We start from the raw sequence: 22,563 nt of genomic DNA on the forward strand, positions 1-22,563 counted from the left end.
GGGTGTCGCCGGGCGGTGGTGTGCTCCCAGCTTGCTCCCCGCCAGGCGTCTTGCCGGTTTCTGCGGGTCTCCCGATCTGGCCGGTCTCTGGAACGCGGGCCGAGGTGTCATGCGTGGGGAGCAGCGTCGATTCTCCCGGCGAGCGTGTTTGTGCTGCTCGTTGGCCGTTCTTGTCGGCCGTGAGGAGCACCGAACAGCGTCTTCCGAGGTCGGGGAGCGCTCATGCAATGTCGGCCAGCTACTCGTCGCCGGCTGCTTGATGGAGGTAGGTCGTCAGACCGGTGTGCCGAACCCGGCGGAGTCGCCCGATCATGATGCTGCTCAGCTGGCCGGTTTTGATCAAGTCGTAGACGGTCGTTCGGCCGACCCTTAACACTTCAGCTGTTTCCTCGACCGTAAGCACAATCGAGTCAGCGGCTACGAGGTTAGCTGCCGGGTAGTCCCGTGGTGTGGCCGCCACTGGCTCTGGCGGCTGAGCCAGGAGTGCTGCGATCCGTAGCCTTTGGTCGATGGTGAGCGATCCTGCGGCGTCCGCAAGTCGCTGTATTGCCTGGTCAACATCGTTGCTGCCCATGCAGTCACCCTAGCCACGAGTGAAGGCTGTATCCGATCCGTGTAGCTCGATGGTGTGCGCCCTCCCATGTCCGGAGCGCACTCCGGAGCTTGGTTGAGCACTACTCGGCGCCAGGAGCGGTCACGAGATCACTTTGCTGCTCGTGCAGTTCTGTCATGGACGAGCCGCGATTGACGGTGAACCGGAATCGTGCCGGATCGATATTCTCCGGTAGCTGTCGGGAGCGAGGGGCTAAGCGGATGGACGACACGACACGTCAGTTGCGCTGGTTCGTGGGGTTGCTGTTGGTATTCCTTGCGGTTGCGCCGGTTGCCGGTCTCGCGTTGGTGGCTTCTGATCCCGGGGCGGCTGACAAGGAGTGGATCTCGGTGTTCGTCGCGGCGCCGATCAACCTCGTCGGTGTGGTGTTCGCGGTGGGCGGCATGTTGGCCGCCGAGCCGCGCAGTTCGGGACTGCGACTTTCCATCGCTGCGGTGCTCATTGTGCTGGGTGACGTGCTGTTGTACGGCATCCGGGCACTCGTCGTCTGATCTCGAACGGGGAAATCGATGGCCGTTTTTCGTGTCGAGCCGTCACACTTGGACGGCTTCGCCGGCCTGCTGGGCAGGGCCGCCGATGATGCCCGGGACTGCCGAATCTACTTCGGCACGTGGGTGCCGGAGATCTCGCCGGTGACCGGTGGCATCATCAATCCACTCACCTACGAGCATCTGCGGGTGCGGCGTCAGTTGACCGCAATGCTGGAGCATCTGGTGACGCTGCTGGACACCTCGCAGGATCAACTGGCCGCTGCGTCGGCGGTGTACCGCCGTACCGACCACCACGCGGCCGCTGCACTCGACAACGCCTATCCGCGTATCGAGCGCCCTACTCCGCGGCGGGATTGACATCGTGTTCGCCGACGCGGCCGAGCCGCTGCAGCATCTGACCAGCCCGACCGGGCACAGCGAGTCGATCCTGGGCCAGCCGTTCAGCAGCACCGCCGCCCTGGACTGGCTGAGCCCCACCCACCTCGTGAACGAGTTCGTCAAAACGGTGTCCGGCTACGACGTCTTCGGCGACGCCGCCGCAGCGGTCAGCGGTGATTGGGAGCTGGTCTGGCAGTGCGCCGGCGCCTACCGGGCACTCGCCGGCGCGCTGCAGGACATCGGCGTCAACGTATCGGCCGGTAACATCCAGCTCGACCAGTCTTGGGACGGTAACGCCGCCGACGCGGCCTACACCTGCTTCACCGCGCTGAGCGCTGCGGTCAGCGCGCAACGCATCCCGCTGACCGAACTGGCGAAGGGCTACGAGCAGGCAGCCGAGGGCACCTACCGCCTCACCGAGGCGTTGTCGGGCCTGATGAAGGACATTGCTGACTCCGCGCTCATCGGCGCGCTGGGCGCCGCGGTCGGCACGGCCACCATCCAGACCGGCGTCGGGTTCGTCACCGGATGGGGAGTCGCCGCCTACGAGGCATACAAGATCGGACAGATGACCGCTCGTGCCCGCGAAATCATCGCCGCCGGATCAGCAGTGATCGGCACCGCCACCGGCTTCATCCAATCCGCGTCCGGCGACACCAGTGCGCTGGCCCGGCACCCGTTGCCGCAAGCCGCCTACCACCACCCCGAAACGAGCGAGCTGTGAACAGTCACCAACAGACACCGGACGACGACCGGCTGGTCGAACGGCTCCTCGAACACCTACGAAACGAGAGCTGCGACCTGCGCCTACGCGACCTGGCCGACGACGTGCTCAACGGGCGACTCAGCCTGGCCGAAGCCATGGCCACCTCCACCGCGGCGGAAGCGATCAGCCCCAGGCTGCCCGACTTCCTGAACTGGTTCCACGGCCTCGACGACAACGCACTGGCCGAGTACGTCGACCAGCGCGAAACCCCAACGTAAGGGCAGGATCAACTGAGGTGACCCGCCGATTGCACTGTCAGTCGGTGTCGTCCTGATGCGGACGCCGTTCCTTGATCCACGCTTCGATGTCATTGAGCCTTTCCAAGCTGATCTTGCAGCTCAGGGCGGGTGTGGCGGACCCGATGATCGAGGGGTGCGAGGCTCCAGATAGGACAGCTGTCGACCAAGACCCGAAGCCCCGACCGGGAGCCTCGCCATGCTGTCCTACCCGCCACGATTCCGTTGTCCAGCCGGACCCTAAACCACCTCGCCGACCGCATCCGCAGCCACCGCCAGCAGCGCCGATCCCGATGGCGGCGCCTCGAGCCCGGCCGCCAAGCCCTGCTCGCCCTGGCCCAGCTGCGCAACGGCGACACCTAGACCCGCCTCGCGGCAGGCTTCCAGATCGGCGTCGCCACCGCCTGGCGCTACGTGCAGGAAGCCATCGCCCTGCTCAGCGCAGCCGCCGACGACCTGAACACCGCCATGGCACGCATCCGGCCGCTCGCGTACGCGATCCTGGACGGCACGCTGATCCCGATCGACCGGGTCGCCGACCAGAGGCCCTACTACTCCGGAAAACACCAACGCCACGGCGTGAACGTGCAGGTCATCGCCGACGCCGCCGGCCGGGCTCATCTGGGCATCACCGGCACTACCCGGCTCGGCGCATGATCTGACCGCCGCCCGCACCCACAGCATCATCGACGCCCTGACCAGCGAGAAGGTGATGACCTTCGCCGACAAGGGATATCAGGGCGCCCGCGGCAGCGTGCGGACCCCGTTCAAGCGGCGCCGATTCCGGCCCAAGCTGTCCCGCCGGCAGAAGGCCGTCAACCGCGCCCACGCGAAGATCCGCGCCCGCGGCGAACGGGCCATCGCCACCCCCAAGACCTGGAAAATCCTGGTCAAGCTGCGCTGCTGCCCGCGTCGAGCCACCGCAATCGTGCAGGCCATCCTCGTCCTGCACCACGTCGAGTCACCGCGTTACGCAGGATGAAAACGGCTCATTGACCCGCCAGACTTTCCCAGCCTGTAGTTCCGCGACCGGCTTCGGGAAGTCAGCGCGTCTAGTGAGCTGGTAGGTGCGTTGCCGGGCGCTGACCCTGATAGTCCGGGGCCGCCCGTGATGCGAGACGCCTACTCTGTTCGGGTGCCGGGCAGCGGTGCACCTTCGTGAGGTTCTCCCCAAGCGATGACCGCTGCTCGGCACCTCATAGGTCCACAACCATCGCGCTCGCGGCGGCATGTCAGTACGTTGCTCGCCATGGCCGATGGGCCGTAGTTGCTGCCGGCTCGCGGGGTGCGATGACTTGAAAGTGACCGCGCCCCGCTGCCAGAGACGTACGTTGAGTAGCTATGTCAGCGAGTTGAACCGGGCCGCTGCCTTAATGATGTCCGCTCGGTCCTCCGAGTCGGAACCTGAGAGGGCGACGATAGCGACAAGAACGGCTCGCGCTACAGGTACGCCGACGAAAATGAGGGCAGCCCATGGGAATGGGCTCGACTGGGTTGGCTGATTCTCCACGACGGTCTCCTACGCTTCGGGCGACCGATCTGGAGACGCGCAGGACCCAGCTCGGCCACCTACGGGCCAATGACTGAGGTCCTGCTCCGACTAGCAGAAGCCTTTTGCTGCTCTGACCACGCGCGTTGAGAGGGGACAGGCCCGTTGTAGATTCGCTCGTGTTCCGCCTGGCTTCAAAAGTAGATCGCTTGTCCAGTGGTCGGCACCGGAGTTCGCTGTAGAGCATTGCCAGACGGTCAGATGCCTCCCGAGGGATGGCACTTGCCGGTTAGGGTACCCGACCTTCGCAACGGCGTTGCGGGGACACCTCGACCGACCGTGAAGCCGCCGGTGTGAGGCCCGGTATGGCATGGTCGTGCGATGAAGGCTGAAGACTTGATGCGCGGTCGCATTCGCGGTGTGCTTATCGTCCCTCGCATCAATCGGCTCGTCGCAACCTACTTTGATCCAGACAGGCCGTTCGCCGGTATATCTTACGACCTTGTAGGTGAAAATCCACCCTATGCACTTGTCCTCGACGACCTGCTCGCCACGACGTTGCTGGACATCTCTTGGCGGCCCCGGGCAATTCGAAAGCTGGCGAGCAGCGGGGATCATGTCGCCTCGAAGCTCGCTGCGATCCCGCACGACTTAGACCTATGGGACGCCAGTCCCGAGGTCCTGGGGTCAGCAACCGTTTTGCATCAATGGCTGGACGGGCTTCCTGGGGTTGGCACAGTAATTGCGAGCAAGCTCCTCGCACGCAAGCGGCCGAGGCTTGTACCCATCCATGACGACGTCGTGCTTCGAGTGCTGGCTCCTCCTAAGAACCAGTTCTGGGCGACGCTCGCCGCAGCATTGACCGATCCCGTTCTCCGCAACGATATCGAAGCACTTCGACCGGACGGTGTTGCCTCGCCGAGCCTGCTGCGGCTGCTAGATGTCGCGATCTGGACACGGCATAGCCGTTCGAGCAGTGCCCGGACCGCCCGCAGATCGGTTGGCGTATCTGAGCCCGACTCAGCAACTCCAGCGCCTTCATAGCGGCACAAGCCGGCCGTCCGCGCGGATCGTGCCATGAGAGAGCGTTGCGCCAGCATGCGCGGGATCATGGTCTACCGTGATGCCGTGTTCGTGAGGTATCGAGAACGAACGTGACTGGCGAGCCTGTATGGCCGCTCGCGAAACTGTCGGCGCTACGGCTCGGCCGCCGTTTAGCGATTGAGGTGCCGGCAACAGATCCGGGACGGCGTGCCTTCGTCGACATCACACCGGGCGCCGTCGAAGGAGACGCACAGGCCAGCAGTGAGGGATGGACCAACAAAAGTACTGCACGGTCTTTCCGGATTGAGCACAGGGAGTACGACGCCGACCTGCTTGACAAATTCTACTACGACATTGGGGCGACGCTGCTGGGCAGTGCCGACGCAGCCAATGAGTTGGAGCTGTTGACCGTTCTGCGTGAGTGGCAGCTCGACCCGCACCGGTTCGAGTACGCCTGGGACACCGCCGACCCCCGGTAGCCCGGCAACATCGCCTGGATCATCAAGCGCGGATCGCGGCATGTAAGTTCGTTTGCCTGTAGGGACTCCGGATGGTCGGACCTGCCGCCGTAAGCTGCCGGAATGGCGTCGTTCACCGAGGCAGAGACCGAGCGGCAATGGGACTACGAACTGCTCTACGACGGCGCGGTCACCGGTTTCCGCAGCGAGGTGATGCTCGATTATGTGATTGCCGAGCTGGCAGCTCTCGGCTACGGCATTGCGGAGGTTCGTGGTGGAACCGGCGCGGCAATGCTGCTGGAGCTGCTCGAACCTGTGCCGGCACGCTATGACTACGCGGTCGGCAACCTCGCCGCGACGATGGACGCGCTCCGTCATCTCGACCTAATACTCCAGCAGGAGATCCGGTTCAGGGCTCGGTGACGGCTTGGCGGGCGTAGTGGCTGGTCTTGGCGGTGGCTTGATGCCGCCTTCGGTAAATGGACCAGGCGATGACGTCGGCGACGCGTCGTGCAGGGTTGATGATCAGTGCGTGGAACAGTCGGCGGAGTTCGTTGACCGTGAGCGCGATCAGGCCATCCGGGCCCTCGGCGCTGGCCGTTGTCGCGGCGGCGAGGAATGCATGGGCGGCGATGACCAGAGTGGTCCAGCGGTGCCAAGCTTTCCAGCGGCGGTGCTGGTGCTGGTCCAGACCGAGGCCGGTTTTGGTGGCCTGGAACGATTCCTCGATGCTCCAGCGCCTGCCGGCGACGGCGACCAGGTGGTGCAACGGAACGAGGTGCGGTGACCAGCAACGATAAAACGCCAGCTCACCGGTGGTGCGGTTCCGCCGGATCAGTAGCCAGTGATGGCCTTGGTGCTGGTCAGCGGCGTGCGGCAGGGTGATGAACGCCCAGTCGTAGTAGCGGTAGCCTTTCGGCGCCGGCTCCGGCCGAGATCCGCTGCCAGGCCTGTTTCGGCAGGCCTGCGGCGATCTGGTCGGCTCGTTGGATGCCGAGGCCGGTCGGGACCCGGTGCGAGCGGGCGACCGCGAGGACATAGCCGAGTCGGTGGCCTCGCAACGCGGCGGCGAGTTGTGGGTCACCGCCGTAGGCTTCGTCGCCGGCGACCCACCGGCAAGGCAGCCCGCCGGCCACCGCGGTCTCGATCAGCCGGCGTGCCAGCTGCGGTTTCGTGGCGAACACGACGGTGTCAGGCACCCCGGCTTCGGCGCGTCGTTGCGGGTCGTCGGTCCAGGCTTTCGGCAGGTAGAGCGCGACGTCTACCAGGGTGTGCCCGAGTGGTGAGGCGTAGGACAGGTGCACTGCGAGCTGGCAGTTCTCGATCTTCCCGGCGGTGCCGGAGTACTGCCGTTGCACGCCGACGGTCTGGTTGCCCTTCTTCAGATCGCCGGTCTCGTCGACCAGCAGCACCCCGTCCGGATGCCCGAGACGGCCGCGATGAAATCACGGATGTCGGCACGGACCAGGGCGTCGTCCCAACTGGCCCGGCCGATCAGGTCCTGCATCCCGCCAGGGTTGGCGTCGCCGGCATGTTCGGCGATCGTCCAGCAATTCTTCACTGGCAACGGCGCCAGCAGCCCGGCGACGAAGTCGCGGACCCGGCGCCGGGGTTCGGGCCGGGTGAAGCGTGCCTCGATCGTGTCCATCAGCTCGCCGAACAGCTCAGACCATCGCTGAGCGTCTACTCTGTAGGCGGCAGCCACCGCCGCGTCTTTTGAGGTCCACACAACCACTGAGACTTGACGGTGGCTGCTTGCTGTCCACGGACAAAACCACACCGTCACCGCAGCTCAGAACGGATCTCCTGCTGGAGTATTAGGGCGCCACGCAGCGCTCAGCACTCGAGAGCGAGGTCTCCTCCCCCGGGCTGAGGGCGGGCTGGCGCGCAGCTGCATCTGGTTGGCGACCACCTTCTCCAACTGGCTGACTATCTCGGCGATGCGGCCCGCCTGCCAGTACGAGGCGGCGAGGCATCTTGGGCGCCCAGCGTGTCCCGATGCTCATCACCGAGCAGCCGCACGGCGCCGGCAACCACCCTCTCCTCGAGGTCGATCACCTCGACGGCGACGGGCCTGCCGATACGGGGCTGGTGCAAGGGTTTAAGGCTAAGGGACTCGTTTAGGGCTTGTCTGGGTGTCGGCGTCTTCGTCTCGGAGAAGGGGGACGAGTAGACGGGCCGATACCGAGGTGCTGACCGCACTACGGTCTGTCGTGGTTGCTTTCTTGATGACGATGGCCTGTGCCGGAGTACGCCGTAGGCGACCGCACGCCCTACCTCAGCCCCGCCGACTACAAGCCACAGACCATGAGGACCTGCCAGCACGTCAAACTGCCTGAATAGGATCAACACATCGACCCTGCCCGTCAAATCGGGTCATGCCCAAGGCAGCTCTGCCCGAGCTGGCTGGGTGATCGCCTGATCGAGTGACATAGCCGGCGAGCCGGACCACACGGCACACTGGCTTACCACCGTAAATGCCACCATGATGGTCAACGCCCCACGCGCGTGCGGCGTTCAACCGCCCCACAAACTGTCCTTGATAGACGGCGACTGTAATGGTAGAAGCGGTATTATTGCCGACGCGTCTGGACAACGTGAGTACTCTTCGTGAGAATCCGTTGATCTGTCACCTTCGGTCTGCGAATCTCCTTGGTTCGCCGGGTCACTTACGTCCGGAAGCAGGCTCCAATCCACATGCCCTCTGTCACCATCGACGATTTCCTCGGCGACGTCGACGCTCGTGAGATCCCCTGGTCCCGACCTGCGGGCGCACCGCATGGACTCACTCCTGACCGGGTGCTCCTCGCCGACGGGCATGACGCTTTGGAAGTGGCGGTGGCCGTCAGTAACGGCCGGCCCAAGGTGGAGGAAGTCCGCCGGCTGTGGTCGCTGCGATGGAATCGGCGCGCTGCCCCGGTAGTGCTGGTTGTCGCGTACCGCCATGCCGACGGCTGGCATGCGACGGTGTGCGGCATAAAGGATGATCCGGCTGTCATTGCGGACCTGGACCTGTCCCAGGTGGAGCGTATCTGTGCCGCGGCGCTCGCAGCTGCGGACGCGGTCAACGCGGAACGGCTCATGGCGCGGCTGCTGACCGGACGAAAGGACCAACTCGTTGCCGGTCTGACGAATTCCGGCCTGTTCGCGTCCCACGAGTTGCGGACAGGGGTGCCGATGCGGGCGGACTGGGCTAACGCACGCGTGCTTGGGGCCAGTCTGCTTCGCCAGCGTGGCGTGGACCTGATCCGTGGGCTCGGCTACACGATCACGCCGCATGGTTCTACCGCTCACGTGCTGGCTGCGAGCGGCGCGAACCGGGCTATTGCTGTGTTGCTGGAAGACGGTGAGATGTTCGACCGGCCGAGCAGCCGGTTCGGGACGGTGTCTCCTGTGGCGTTGGGACTGAGTATCGCCGCGCAGCAGGGACTGCCGTGGCTGCTGAGTACCCGTGGCACTCAGATTCGTCTCTATCCGACGAAACCCGACGTGGGTGTCGGCCGTAAAGGGCATGCGGAAACGTTCGTCGAACTGGACCTGGCACTGCTCGGGGAGGACCAAGCCGCCTACCTGCCGTTGCTGTGCAGCGCTGACGCGCTCACCGTGGGCGGTAGCAGCGAACAGATCCTCACCGCGTCAGCAGATCATGCTTCCGGGTTGGGGCAGCGTCTCCGGGAACGCGTCTACGTCGAGGTTGTGCCGGACTTGGCGAAGGCTGTTGCCGCTGAGATGAACGCCACCTCCGAAGCGGATTTGGACGAGGCATACCATCGCACGCTGATCATCCTCTTCCGGCTGTTGTTCGTCTCCTACGCTGAGGATCGTGGTCTGCTGCCCTACCAGCGGAATGTTCGTTACACGAGGCGGGCGTTAAAAACGCTCGCCCGGGAGCTGGCAGAAAACCTGGATCTGGTGTTTGACCCGTCCGCCACCGACCGATGGGACGATCTGCTCGCTGTTTGGCGTGCCGTCGATGACGGGAACGCAGAGTGGTCGGTGCCGGCTTACAACGGTGGCCTGTTCGCCGCCGACGACACGCATCCGTCCGGCCGGGCGATCGCGGGCATGCGGCTCTCCAACGCTGACATCGGACCTGCGCTGCAGGCGCTGCTGATCGACACCGGCGACGACGGCACCCGCGGGCCGGTGGACTTTCGGTCGTTGTCTGTACGCGAGTTCGGCACCATCTACGAGGGTCTGCTGGAATCGTCGTTGTCGTTCGCAACCGCCGACCTGACACTGGACCGTAGGACGGGCGCATATGTGCCGGCTGCCGCTGGCAGCGAAGTGGTCGTTCGTGCCGGTGAGGTGTATTTCCACAACGCGTCCGGAGCGCGTAAGTCGACCGGCTCCTACTTCACCAAGGCGTTCGCGGTTGAGCATCTGCTCGACACTGCTCTCGAACCGGCTATCAGCACCCACCTGGCTGCGGTCGCGGAACTGCTCGCCGCCGGGGACGACGCCGCGGCGGCGGAGAAGTTCTTCGACTTCCGGGCCGCTGACCTGGCTATGGGATCGGGGCACTTCCTGGTCGCTGCGATCGATCGAATCGAGTCTCGGTTCAGTGCTTTTCTGGCCACCTATCCGATCTCTGCCATCACCGACGAATTGTTCCGGCTGGCTGAGGTCGCCCGGACTGCGGTGGCAGAGAGCGCCGCGGAGGTGGAGATAGAACCGTCTAGCCTGCTGCGCCGGCAGATCGCCCGCCGGTGTGTCTACGGTCTCGACCTCAATCTGATCGCAGTCGAATTGGCCCGTCTGGCGATTTGGATTCACACATTTGTTCCGGGCCTGCCGATGAGCAGCCTCGACCACAACTTGGTCGTCGGGAACAGTCTCACCGGGATCGGCACGGTGGACGAGGTGTTCGACATTCTCGAGCCGCAGCGGCAACCGGGGCAAGTCAGCATCTTTTCCGAGGGCATCGAGGATGCTCTCGCTACCGCACGTGACCGGCTCACCCGGGTCGCCCGGACCGCCGAGGCGACTAAGGCAGAGGTGCGTGAGGCCGCACGGGCCCATGCGAAGGCGCAAGCCGACGCGGCGGACGCTAAAGCGTTGTTTGACGCTGCCGTTGCTGTCCGTCTGGGGGTGATTGGTTTGCCGAACGGTCCGAGAGAAGCCATCGACGCCGCGCGTACCGAGGAAGCGCAGAATGCTCTAGCCGAACTGGCTGCGGTACATCTCCCGTACTGTTTTCCCGAGGTCTTCATCAGGACTCGACCGGGTTTCGACGTGGTGCTCGGCAACCCGCCGTGGGAGAAGGTCCGCTGGGAAGCTGCCCCCTTCTGGGTCAGCGTGTTCCCTGGCCTGATGGCGATGGCGGACACCGCCCGGAACGCCAAGATCGAAGAGCTTCGCGTTTCCCATCCCATGGAAGCCGCGCAAGAGCAGGTCCAGCAACAGCGACGCGTCGTGCAGCAGCAGCTCTTCCGCGACGCGTTCACCCTGCGCGGAGGAACGCACATCGAACTGGCGCAGCTCATGCTCGAACGAGCTTTGGGCAGCATGCGCCGCGATGGTCATCTCGGTGTCGTGCTGCCGCGGCAATGCATGGTGCTGGCCGGGTGGAAGAAGCTGCGTCACCAGCTGGTCACTGCCCACGACATGCGTATTGTGCAGGGACGCAACAACCAGGAGTGGATCTTCGACGACGTTCATGCCTCCTACGCTGTCGTGCTTCTTAGTGCCGGCCCAGTCCGTGAACGTCTGACCCGCGTGTGGGTGGCAACCAGCCCGGAACACGTCGCGGCAGCCACGAATGAGAACGCCATCGCGCTTTCCGCCGACGACCTGAACACCTTTTCAGAAACGCACGTCATCCCGTGGTTCGCGACCGCTTCGGACCGTGATGTCTTCGACTACATGCGCCGAGGGCCCCGCCTAGCCAGCCCGGAAGGGTGGATCACCGGCAACCACGATGCGCGCTGGGACTTCCGCGGTTCCGGACCTGATCGGGCTCTAGCGGTCCGCGCTGAAGAACCCGGATCATGGCGGGTCCTCATGACAGCCCATGTCGATGCCTTCGCGTTCGATCCCACCGAACCGTATAAACAGTACGTTACGGATATGAACGCCCTCGTCAGGAAAGACCGTGGCGTCGTCGTCCGCGACGGTGAGGTGGTGCTCGGCGAACGTCATCCCATGATCATTGTTCGTCATCCGAGCCGCTCGGATGACAGCCGCACCATGATTGCCACCGCGCTACCCGAACGGGGTCTGCTGCACAACAAGGGTTACATTCACGCCGTCATGCACGCTGAGGACACCTCGGAAGAGGCGAGGTTGGCGCTGCTGGGACTTCTGAACACCAACGCTGCCGACTGGTGGGTTCGCCGGTTCGCCGACCGGCACATCACCGCACCGGTCGTTAACCAGATTCCTCTCCCGGACTGGTCGCAGCAACGAGTCGCCGAGGCCGCAGAGATCACGTCTGTGCTGCTCAACCTCCACGGAGCGACCATTCTCGCGGGAGGAGTCGACGTAGGACAGCGAGCTCGCTCCGCCAGTATTCATGTCCGTGGTCTGGACGATGTCGAGTTGCGTGCCCGCCTGGAACGTCTCGCCCTAGCCGGGTACGGCCTCACCATCGATGACCTAAACCAGATGCTGCAGGATTTCAACCTCAAGGGCACACCCGACAACTTCCGCCGCGTAGCACTGGCTCAGACGGAGGATCAGCCGTGAGTAACCCCTTGCCACATCAACGGCCCGAGTTCGCGACCAACCGCCCCGACGCTGGGGATACGGTCGCGGACGCAATCAACACCCTGCTCGCCGGCATCCGCACCTTATGGGTGGCTGCGCCCCAGGTGGCGATCGCAACTGCATACTTCAACCCGGGCGGGTTCAATCTGCTCGCCGACGAACTAGAGCAGGTCGGCGGCGTGCGGCTGCTGCTCGGCGCCGAACCGAAGGAAGAGGATCATCCGACGGTCCGGCGGCTGTCCGAACCGCGCCGGCCCCGCCGACGGCGGGGCCCGTCCCCGGAGATCGTCCGTGCTCTAGAAGGCCACCGCCTATCGCTCGAGGAGAATCGAAACCTGCTCGGCTTCACTCGCGAAGCCGACGCGCAGGCCCGCCGACTGGTGGCGTGGCTGCGCACGAACCCGAACGTGCAGGTGCGCCGGTATGAGCAGGCGTTCCTACACGGTAAGGCGTTCATCGTGGCGACGAACGCGACCGGGGTGATCGTTGGGTCGTCGAACTTTACCTACGCTGGCTTGGCCCGCAACAAGGAGTTGAATCTCGGGCACTACCAGCCGTCGACCGTGTCCCAGGTGCTTGGCTGGTTCGACGAGCACTGGAACGATGCCGTCGACTACGACCTTGCCGCCTTGTATGAGGCCCGGTGGACTGCGCATCAGCCCCGGGACGTATTCCTGCGAATGCTGTATGAACTATACGGGGCGGACCTAGACGCGGAACCTCCGGCGGAGTCGCATCTGGGGTTGACGGCATTTCAAGCCGACGGGGTATGGCGGGCTCGCCGCATCCTGGACCGACGTAAAGGGGTGATCATCGCCGACGAGGTCGGTTTGGGGAAGACGTTCCTCGCCGGGGAGTTGCTGTACGAGGCGACGGTCGAACGGCGGCAGAAGGCGCTGATCATCGCGCCGGCGACGTTGCGAGACTCAACATGGGACCCATTCTTACGGGAAAAGACCCTGCGGGCCGACATCGTCTCCTACGAACAGCTGGTGGCCGGGATTGACGACGCCGGAGCCCGGACCGCGGCGCTGCAGGCTTTGGACGAGTACGCGCTCGTGGTCGTCGACGAGGCTCATGCGATGCGAAACGACAAGACCCAACGGGCCGAGGCGCTCCGCAAAGTGCTGTCAGGACCGATCGCCAAGGATCTGGTGCTGCTAACCGCGACGCCGGTGAACAATACCCTCTCCGACTTGTACAACCTGATCACGTACTTCACTTCCAACGACGCCGCGTTCAGTGACATTGGGATTCCAAGCCTGCGTGCATACTTCGACCGGGCGATGGCGATGAACCCGGATGACCTGTCACCGGAACACCTGTTCGACGTGCTCGACGAGGTCGCCGTCCGCCGCACGCGCCGGTTCGTCCGAAACCATTACGTCGGTGACCGCGTCGTCATCAACGGGGTCGAACGGGAAATTTCGTTCCCGACGTGCCGGGTCGTGCGAGTGGACTACAACCTCGACGAGGTACTGCCGGGCGTGTTCGACGACTTGGCGGTCGCGTTGGGCGCTGACGTCTCCGACGAGTCCCTCAACGAGTCGCTGGCCGCCGGCGTGCTACTGGACGATCCGGGCGAGGTGCTGACGATGGCCCGGTACGTGCCATCGCGGTTCCTGCTACACGGCGACACCGAACAGTACGAGGCCCAGAACGCCGGTCTGTTGCGTTCCAACCTTCTGAAACGGTTCGAGTCGTCGGCATATGCGTTCGAATGCACGGTCAGCAAGATGATCGCCTCCCACGACCGTTTCCTCGACGCGCTCGACGCCGGCCTGGTCCTCACCGGTGACGCGCTGCGTGAATGGTCCGGTACCGGCACCGACGACGTGGACGAATGGCTCGGCAGTTTAGACGGCACCGACGGGGTCGCCGACGCTGCCGACTACGACACCCGCGCCTTGTCGGAGGCGGTTCGCGCCGACCAGGCCCTGCTCGAACAATTCCGGCAGCGGGTGCAGACCCTGCACGCCGCCACCGACCCGAAGATTACCCGGCTCGTAGACGAGCTGGCGGCGATCGCCCGGGACGCTGAGATGGAAGGCATCGGGGAGCAGGACACACGCAACAAACGCAAAGTACTCATCTTCACCTATTACGCCGACACCGCCTCGTACATCAACGAGGCCCTTGCCACGCACCTGCTCACCGACGAACGTCTCGCCGCCTACCGCGGCCGGATCACGGTCGTCTCCGGCCCGGACCGCGCCCACCGTACTGAGATCATCGTCGGATTCGCGCCACAGACCGCCGGCACCGGCGTTGAGGAAGACCTCTACGACCTAATCGTCACCACCGACGTGCTCGCCGAAGGCGTCAACCTGCAGCAGGGCCGGCACATCATCAACTACGACCTGCCGTGGAACCCAATGCGTCTCGTTCAGCGGCACGGACGCATCGACCGGATCGGTTCTCCACACAGCGAAGCTTTCATGCGCTGCTTCTTCCCTGACCAAGACCTGGACCGGATCCTGCGGCTCGAGGAACGCCTGCAACGCAAACTTAAACAAGCCGCCGCTTCTGTCGGTGTCGGCGAGGTGCTCCCCGGTGTGGACCCCGTCGAACGGAACTTGTCGGAAACCCGTGACCAGATCGACCGGATCCGCCGCCAAGAAGCGGCCCTGTTCACCGACGGCGGTAACGCAGCACTTTCCGGCGAGGAGTACCGCCGCCGCCTCGCGAACGCGTTCGCTCACCCGCCCACCCGCCAACGGGTCCTTGATCTGCCCTGGGGCGCCGGTACGGGCTTTACCCGCACCGACGCGCAGCCCGGATTCGTGTTCTGCGCCCGAATCGGCGACCACCCGAAACCCTGGTACCGGTACGTGCCCCTCAACCCGGACCTGACTTTGCAGACCGGAGGGCCAGACGGCCGGCCGGTGGTAATCGACGACACTCTCGCCTGCCTCGCTCACGCTGATCCCCAGTCCGATACCGCCGAACCGGTTCTTGACGATCGCATGTACCAGGCCGCGTTCGACGCCTGGACAGCCGCCCAAAACCACGTGCACGAACAGTGGATGCACCAGACCGACCCGGCAAACCTGGCGCCCCAGGTACCAAAGGTGATGCGTGACGCGGCCGCGTTCGTCCGCGACCACGGCCGGTTCCTTGGCGACCGGCAGGACGACCTCGTCACCCGACTCAACGCCCCCTACACCATCCGAGTGCAACGCGACATTCGGCATGCTCTTAACGAACCCGGCATCAGCGACCGGGAAACCGTCACTCGGATCGCTGTACTCGCTGATGAACACGGTTTTGCCCCACCGCCGGCCCCACCGGTCCTGCCGGTCATCGACCTGGCTGACATTTACGTCGTTTGCTGGACGATGATCAGCCCTGCACCGGAGGATTAAGAGTCCTAAATGCATCAGTCGAATCGATGTTGATCAGCGTCACGACGTGGAGATCGGTCTCGTTCGCTGGTCGTGGACAGGACCGTGGGATGTTGATGACGAGTTGTGAGTGTTGATCGAGCTGGTGCTGCCGCCGTGGCTGAAGAAAGCACCGGGGCCGAAGCGTTTCTGGACCGGTCCTGCCTGCAAGGCATCCCGTCTGTGCTGCACACCAGGATCGGTCGGCAAGATCTGCCGCAGGAACTCGGGTTCGGCTCTGGGGCGACCTGTTGGTGAGGGCTGGAGGGCTGGACCGAGGGCGGGAGTCTTCGGTCCAGCCCTCCAGATACTGCTCGCGAAGTTGAACGCGGCGAACCGGATCGACTGGTCGAGGGCGGCGATGACAATAGTCAAATCGACGCCAAAAGGGTGCCGGAACAGGTCCGTCGCCGGCAAACCGCGTCAAAGCCGGCTCCAAGCATCACCTGATCTGTGACGGTAACGGCACCCCGATCTACGTTCTGACCAGCGGCGCGAACGTCACCGACATCAGCCGGGCTCTCGAGCTGCTCGGTTGGTACCCGCCGATGGCCGGCCTCAAATCCCTGATTACCGATCTGTTTCCGGCTTCGCTGGCCTTGCCTCAAAGCAGCAGTGCAGCAGACCCAACGAGTGGTGACATATACTTCCCCGGCCGAGCTGGTGGGTTGCCGACCGGCGATGGACAGGCCGCTGGAACGGCCGGCGCGGAGCCTTCAAGGTGGTGCAGATGTCGAGTGGGCGGCTGGCCTTAACTTGGTACAACCAAGATAAGGCATTGCTATTGCTGTCTGAAAATAGCTACGAGTGGGTCGGGCGGGATGACCCTCGTGTGACGGAAGTTCGGCTTTTCACCGAAACGGATCGAGTGGGCACCACGACCGGCACAGCTGCGGACAACCTGCTCATCTATGGCGAATCCGGCAACGCCCTGAAATCGCTCAACTCAATCTCCGAGTACGCCGAGCAGTACAGGGGGCGTATCAAGCTCATCTACATTGACCCGCCCTTTAACACGGGGCAGGCCTTCGCTAGCTACGACGACAATTTTGAGCACTCCGTCTGGCTCACCATGTTTCGTGACCGGGTGCGTCAGTTGGTGTCACTGCTCGCGGACGATGGCACCATCTGGGTACACCTAGATGATGCTGAAGTCCACCGAGCCCGTATCGTATTGGATGAAGAACTCGGCATCGATAATTTCGTCGGGACCGTGATCTGGCAAAAGGCTTACTCACCCCGCAACGACGCTCCTGCCTTTTCGACGGATCAGGACTACATCCTCGTTTACTCCAAGAAGCCCGGATGGCGAAGCAACCGCTGGACGCGGCTTGCCTCGAGGGATGCGCTATATAAGTCAACTGATGGTGATCCTCGCTCGTGGGTCTCCGGTGATCCTGCTGCCCCCTCGGCCCATCGAAACCAGACATGGGTCTACGCGATCCAGTCACCCTTCACGGGCGAACTGGTATATCCCGCGAAGGGACGTTGCTGGGGTCAGAGCCAGGACTCAATGCAAGCACTGGTCGAAGAGTGGGGTGTGCGATACAAGCGCGTCGTCCTCTCTGACAACGAGCGTCGCGCCCTCATTTGCGGGGTACCGGTAGCGGAGCTTCGCAAGGAAATTCCAGCGCTCATGGTGGACATGGACTTGGCTGAGGCAGCTGTCGTAGTTAAAGACCGCTACGAGCAGGGAGCGTGGCCCCGCCTCTACTTCACCAAGGGTGGAAACGGTGGCATCAAGCTGAAGCGCTACCTGGACGAGATTAGTTCCAGCCGAGCACCTCAGACATTGTGGCTTCACGAGGATGTGGGGCACTCCCGAAGCGCGAAGCATGAGATGAATCTTCTTTTCCCCGATGTGACTCCCTTCTCAACTCCCAAGCCGGAGAGGCTGTTGGAGCGTGTTATTCAAATCGGGACCGATCCTGGTGACGTGGTGCTCGACTGCTTCGCCGGCTCAGGCACCACGGCGGCCGTCGCTCACAAGATGGGTCGGCGTTGGATCGCGGTCGAACTTGCGAGAGACAACTACAAGAACTATGCGAAGCCTCGCCTGACCCAGGTCGTAGAGGGCTCGGAAGATGTTGGCATTACTCTCGTCAACGAGCGACTCAGTGACCTTCCGCTGCCCAGCGACGTGCCTGTGGCCGAGCTTGATTCAGCACGGAAGACTTTGGAGAAATTGGCGGCTGCCGGACTACTCGATGTCGATTCCGAAACGCTGGCGTGTCTCATCAAGCAGCTTCGAACCAAGCCGAGTAAGAAACGCAACTGGCACGGTGGCGGCGGTTTCCGTTGCCTCGAGATCGAGCCGTCGAGGCTCGAGGTAGTCGGTGGTCGGACTTTCCTCAGGCCCACCGCGGGCGATATCGCTCCCTTCGCTGCGGCGCAACTCGGTTACCGCCTCACAACGGACCGGCGAGGAGTCGCCGGAGTCAAGAATCGCGACGCTCTCGTGGTGGTGAATGGCATCGTGGACGAGGAACAGATCAAGTTCGCCGTGTCCCTCCTAGAAGCGGACGAGACGGTTACTGTCGCTGGACTTGCTGTCCATCCCGAGGCTTCCAAGTGGCTTAACGTTCTTCGGATAGGTTCGCGGGCGATCAAAATTCCGAACGGCTTCTACAAGCAGTCCAAGGTGGTCCGATGAGTTGGATCGCTTACGCCTCACAGCAAGTAGAGGCTATTGCTGCACGCCTGGGTCTCCGCGACCCGAACCGCCGCGCCCTACATGAGGTAGCTAGGAATCTTAGCGCGGGAGACGGACGGGAGTTTGTCTGCGACCTCGCTACAGGCGTTGGTAAAACCTATCTCGCGGCAGGCGTGCTCGAATACCTCGCAGAAGCAGGTGTGCGGAACGTGGTTATGATCGTGCCACTCGACGTCATCTACGAGAAAACAATCCAGAACTTTACTCCCGGCTCCCGCAAGTACATCGAGGGTGCGGAGTGGGAGCCCGTGGTCATCACCGCTGAGAATTTCAAGCAGCGAGTGGAGGACATAAATGACCGCACGAAGCTCAAGCTATTCGTATTCAAAGTACAGACCCTCCTCAAGCCTAACGAAGAAATGCGCCGCAAGATGCACGACGAGAACGAGACTACGGGTGAGGCCCTATACGCTCACTTGCAAGGCCTCGACGATCTTGTCGTGCTGGCCGACGAGCACCACGTCTACTCAGGCGATGCTGAGAAGTATGGAGCCACTATCCGCGAACTCGGCGCCCGCAGCATCGTTGGTTTGACCGCCACGCCGAACAAAGCCGACGTTACAGCGGGAAAAGTGGTCTTTCGCTACACGCTTGCCGAAGCCATTGCTGACGGGCTTGTAAAGATTCCTGTGGTCGTCTACCGCGAGGACGGAGCCAAGGATTCACGTTCACAGCTGGCGGACGCCTGTCACCTGCGGGACGTGAAAGAGTCCGCCTGGCGCGCCTACTCGCTCGCCCTTGGCAAGCCAGCAGTTGTGCCGGTCCTGTTCGTAGTGTGCGAGGAGGTCAAGAAAGCTGAACAGGTTGCCGAGCTCCTGCGCGCCGAGTTTCTCACGGAACCCGATCAGGTACTCCTTATCACGGGCGGTTCCAGTGATAAGGCACTTCGAGCGCTCAAAGGGGTAGAAGACCCGAGCTCACATGTGCGCGTCGTCGTGAGCGTAGACAAACTCAAGGAAGGGTGGGATGTACGAAACATCGGCGTCATCGTATCCTTTCGCCCGCTCCTGTCTGCCACCCTCACGGAACAGGTTCTCGGTCGGGGATTGCGGCTTCCCTTCGGGGAACGCACCACCATTGAAGCGGTCGACACCGTGGACATTGTTGCTCACGAATCGTACCGTCAGTTACTCGCCAGCAAGCGCGCGCTCCTTGAACAGGTTTTGGAAGAGCGAGCGAATGCAGCAACGGAGCTAAGTACGACGCCAGTCGTGCAGAAGGTTGGCCAGCAAGACGTTGCAGGGGCTCGTGTTTCCGGTGGGGCCTATGTTCAGCCCGGACTCACCTTCGTCTTCGATAACCAGCACGGTGGTCAGTCTATCGACCCGTCAGTGCTCCTCATTGTGCAGGAATACGGTACCGCTCTGGAGCAGCAGGAGAAAGGTGCAGTCGCCACAGTCAACCTTGTGGCTCCCGTTAACGGAGCTCCGCGCATCAGGTTTCCGCGACTTGAGCGGCAGTCATCCCCTACGAAGTTCTCGCTCCGGCTTGTGACTGAGCAGCAGGCGCGGGACTTGGGCCGCAAGTATCTATCCGATGAATCCGTTTACATGAAGCGGATCGCGCTGGACGCCCAACGTGGCATCGACGGAGAGGTGGTCATTGGCGAGCGCTTCCTCGAGGAGGAGAAGGCATACCTTGAAACCCTGACATGGTACACGGTGAAGAAGCAGCTCGAGGACAAGGTGCTTGGGCTTGGCATGGTCGAATCCTCGCTCACTGAGTTCCAAGCCGCTGGCAATGTCATCGGTTGGTTTCTCGAGGGGGCAGGGGTGACTGGTGATGAGCACACTCCGTGGAGTGTGAAGCGCACAGCACTTGCGACCCGCGCCATTGAGACCATGATCGTGAAAGCCTACGAGCTGCGGGCAAGTTCGCCAACATGGGACTTCAATGTACTTGAGGTGCCGGTTCTACCGCCATCTCGGCCTATGCCGTCGCCGGTTCTAAGCAAGTGGGCTGATTTCGCCAAGGGTCTTGCCTACGGTGATTGGCAGAAGAGCATCGAGCCGGTGGCAAGCTTCGACGCGAAGACCACCGAGTTTGCACTTGCGCGAATGCTCGATTCTTCTTCACAGATCAAGTGGTGGCTACGTATCTACACCAACAGTCCTACATGGATCGAGTGGCAAGGCGGCCGCTATTTCGCTGACTTCATCGCCATCGATGGCAAGGGCGATTACTGGCTGATCGAAGGCAAGGCTGACGACGATGCCAATGATGAGAGTGTGGTAGCGAAGCGCAAGGCCGCGGAGGCGTGGGTGGAGCAGGTCAACGACGTCGGAGTCTACGGTTCGTGGCGCTACCTATTTGCCACCGAGACAGCCATCAAGAACGCGAACGGACGATGGCTGGATCTCCGGGCTTAGCCCAATGTCACGTAGCGTGACTTGATGATGGAGCTGAGTCAGGGATTCCCGCGGAACGGTCGCATCGGCGGGTACGGTGCGCCGGGCCGGTGGGTATGTGGTTGATGGCCGTGCGTGGCGGCTGGGAACACGTTCCGGCCCTTTGCAGATGTTCGAGTACTGTCGGGTTGGAGCTCATGCCTCGCCACCTCCGTTCCATATCGCGCCTATATGAGACTGCCCGTCTACCGGGGAATGCTTTTCCTAGACGGCCCTAGGGACAGCACATCAGCCTGACATCGAAGCGTTATGAGAACCTGAATCTGCGCGCCCGACCCCAGCGGCAGACGTTCACCACAGAGTTCAAGGCGCGTATTTGGGTAAGTACGAGTCGGCGCTGGATGCGGCGGCTCGAGGGGCGATTCCGCGGCAGGAACGGCTGTATGGATTACACATTCTCGGTGGGCGCCCGACGAACTCCGAGCCTTCCCGGTGAGTGGAGCGCGTCACCTGTAGTGACCGGCGCGGAGTTCTTCGCGGATTGCGGGTCCAGCGTGTGTCTCAGTGAGTGTCTGAGAGGGCGGTTTGTGAGCTTTCCGTAGTTTGTCATCGCTCGATGCCGTGACCTTCGGGTTGCGCCGATGTCTGGATGGCAGGCGAACGGGTTGAGCTGGTCATGGGCGAGCGGAAGGTGTATCCCAGTGACCTCACCGACGAGCAGTGGGCAGTGGTGGGCCCGTTCCTGGACGCCTGGAAAGCGAAGCATCCGTCGGTGTCGGTCATCAGGGCCGCTACTCGTTGCGGGAGATCCTGAACTCGATCTTCTATCAGAACCGGACCGGTTGTCAGTGGGCGTATCTGCCGCATGACCTGCCGCCGAAGTCCGCGACGTACTACTACTTCGCGTTGTGGCGCGACGACGGCACCGACCAGGCCATCCATGATCTGCTGCGCTGCCAGGCCCGGGAGAAGGCGGGTCGGCGTGAAGATCCGTCCGCGGTTGTGCTGGACACTCAGTCGATCCGGGCCGCCAACCATGTCCCGGCCGCGACCACCGGCAAGGACGCCGGGAAGAAGGTGCCCGGCCGTAAGCGTGGGCTGGCCGTCGATGCGCTGGGGCTGATCATCGCGGTGGTGGTGACCGCCGCATCGGTCACCGACACCGCGATCGGCGTGCGCCTGCTGGACAAGGTCGTCGAGCACACCCCGACCGTCACCCTGGCCTGGGTGGACGCCGGTTTCAAGCGCGACCTGGGTATCCACGGTGCCGTGCTCGGCGTTGACGTCGAGATCGTCAAGCGCAGTGACACGAAGCCGGGGTTCGTGCCGATCGCGAAGCGGTGGGTGGTCGAGCAGGTCAACGGCACGTTGATGCTGCACCGCCGCCTGGTTCGTGAGTACGAGAGCCGCCCGGAGTCCTCGGTGTCACGCACCCTATGGGCCTCGGCAGCCAACCTCGTGCGCCGGCTGACCGGCACCAGCACACCGTCCTGGCGGGACCCGGCATGAACACCACGACCGTTCTCAACCTGATCGCCGCCCGCGAAACCGCCGCATCCGCTGCCCGCGACGACCTGCGCCAGCAGCAGGCCAAGCTCGCCGCCGAGGTAGCCGCCATCGACGCCGAACTGGCCGACCTGGCGACCACCCGCCAGACCCTGACCAAGATCCTCGAAGACGAGATGACCGCAGCCGAGCCGACCGTCATCAGCGAGCCCTACCAGCAGATCCTCGCCATATTCACCCCCGACCGCGGCCATCTACGCGCGAAAGACGTCTGCCTCGCGCTGGACATCGGCACCAAACCCAAGGACACCGAAGGCATCCGCGCCAAGCTGAAACGCCTGGTCAACCGGCAGATCCTGACCGAAGCGCAACCCGGCCTATTCACGCTCACCGAGAAACGGGCACAACCTCACGGACCGCCCTCTGAGAG

General features: G+C 63.3%; 13 protein-coding genes and 4 pseudogenes. 15 read left to right on the forward strand and 2 right to left on the reverse strand.

Translation table 11 applies throughout. The features are described 5' to 3' along the window. Positions 1–238: 238 nt before the first annotated feature. Entirely contained in the window at positions 239–574 is a 336-nt protein-coding gene (locus ACFQV6_RS02700; protein ID WP_378025657.1) for an excisionase family DNA-binding protein, read from the reverse strand. Between the two features lie 239 nt (positions 575–813). Between ACFQV6_RS02700 and ACFQV6_RS02705 the strand changes: the two genes are divergently transcribed. From ACFQV6_RS02705 to ACFQV6_RS02740, 8 genes and pseudogenes are all read left to right on the forward strand, one after another. Next, positions 814–1,104 (forward strand): hypothetical protein, encoded by a 291-nt coding sequence (locus ACFQV6_RS02705; protein ID WP_378025658.1) that lies wholly within the window; start codon positions 814–816, stop codon positions 1,102–1,104. A gap of 48 nt (positions 1,105–1,152) precedes the next feature. Continuing rightward, complete coding sequence (locus ACFQV6_RS02710) at positions 1,153–1,461, forward strand: hypothetical protein (protein ID WP_378025659.1); 309 nt, start codon at positions 1,153–1,155, stop codon at positions 1,459–1,461. Positions 1,462–1,465: 4 nt separating this feature from the next. Further along, entirely contained in the window at positions 1,466–2,206 is a 741-nt protein-coding gene (locus ACFQV6_RS02715) for a hypothetical protein (protein WP_378025660.1), read from the forward strand. Next, positions 2,203–2,466, forward strand: a complete 264-nt coding sequence (locus ACFQV6_RS02720; RefSeq protein ID WP_378025661.1) for a hypothetical protein — start codon at positions 2,203–2,205, stop codon at positions 2,464–2,466. Before ACFQV6_RS02715 ends, ACFQV6_RS02720 begins: the two co-directional genes overlap by 4 nt. Before the next feature lie 177 nt (positions 2,467–2,643). Further along, positions 2,644–3,466, forward strand: a pseudogene (locus ACFQV6_RS02725) (transposase family protein). 888 nt (positions 3,467–4,354) lie between these two features. After that, complete coding sequence (locus ACFQV6_RS02730; RefSeq protein ID WP_378025662.1) at positions 4,355–5,017, forward strand: DUF6308 family protein; 663 nt, start codon at positions 4,355–4,357, stop codon at positions 5,015–5,017. Positions 5,018–5,127: 110 nt separating this feature from the next. Beyond that, positions 5,128–5,496 carry a hypothetical protein gene (locus ACFQV6_RS02735; protein WP_378025663.1) on the forward strand — a complete coding sequence of 123 codons (369 nt, stop codon included), beginning with the start codon at positions 5,128–5,130 and terminating at the stop codon, positions 5,494–5,496. 102 nt (positions 5,497–5,598) lie between these two features. Next, the gene (locus ACFQV6_RS02740; protein WP_378025664.1) at positions 5,599–5,898 is read left to right on the forward strand and encodes a hypothetical protein; all 300 of its coding nucleotides are present in this window, start codon (positions 5,599–5,601) and stop codon (positions 5,896–5,898) included. On the opposite strand, the pseudogene ACFQV6_RS02745 reads toward ACFQV6_RS02740, so the two are convergent. Then, positions 5,885–7,123, reverse strand: a pseudogene (locus ACFQV6_RS02745) (IS701 family transposase). The gene ACFQV6_RS02740 and the pseudogene ACFQV6_RS02745 sit on opposite strands and share 14 nt — an antisense overlap. A gap of 350 nt (positions 7,124–7,473) precedes the next feature. Between ACFQV6_RS02745 and ACFQV6_RS02750 the strand changes: the two are divergent. The 7 genes and pseudogenes from ACFQV6_RS02750 (at position 7,474) to ACFQV6_RS02780 (ending at position 22,136) form a co-directional block, all read left to right on the forward strand. Continuing rightward, positions 7,474–7,599: a hypothetical protein gene (locus tag ACFQV6_RS02750; RefSeq protein ID WP_378025665.1), complete on the forward strand. Its 126-nt coding sequence runs from the start codon at positions 7,474–7,476 to the stop codon at positions 7,597–7,599. Positions 7,600–8,172: 573 nt separating this feature from the next. After that, positions 8,173–12,162 (forward strand): Eco57I restriction-modification methylase domain-containing protein, encoded by a 3,990-nt coding sequence (locus ACFQV6_RS02755; protein ID WP_378025666.1) that lies wholly within the window; start codon positions 8,173–8,175, stop codon positions 12,160–12,162. Continuing rightward, a complete protein-coding gene (locus tag ACFQV6_RS02760; RefSeq protein WP_378025667.1) occupies positions 12,159–15,548 on the forward strand; it encodes a helicase-related protein in 3,390 nt (1,129 codons plus the stop codon). Before ACFQV6_RS02755 ends, ACFQV6_RS02760 begins: the two co-directional genes overlap by 4 nt. A gap of 428 nt (positions 15,549–15,976) precedes the next feature. Beyond that, positions 15,977–16,321: pseudogene (locus tag ACFQV6_RS02765) on the forward strand (transposase); the annotation flags it as partial. Beyond that, positions 16,297–18,219, forward strand: coding sequence for a site-specific DNA-methyltransferase (locus ACFQV6_RS02770; RefSeq protein WP_378025774.1), 1,923 nt, complete (start codon positions 16,297–16,299; stop codon positions 18,217–18,219). The pseudogene ACFQV6_RS02765 and the gene ACFQV6_RS02770, both read left to right, overlap by 25 nt. Beyond that, positions 18,216–20,648, forward strand: a complete 2,433-nt coding sequence (locus tag ACFQV6_RS02775; RefSeq protein ID WP_378025668.1) for a DEAD/DEAH box helicase — start codon at positions 18,216–18,218, stop codon at positions 20,646–20,648. The genes ACFQV6_RS02770 and ACFQV6_RS02775 overlap by 4 nt, the downstream gene beginning before the upstream one ends. 655 nt (positions 20,649–21,303) lie before the next feature. Then, positions 21,304–22,136, forward strand: a pseudogene (locus tag ACFQV6_RS02780) (IS5 family transposase). Positions 22,137–22,563: the final 427 nt, after the last annotated feature.

The organism is Actinoplanes sp. GCM10030250 (assembly GCF_042666575.1).
In the GTDB taxonomy this organism is placed as follows: Bacteria; Actinomycetota; Actinomycetes; order Mycobacteriales; family Micromonosporaceae; genus Actinoplanes.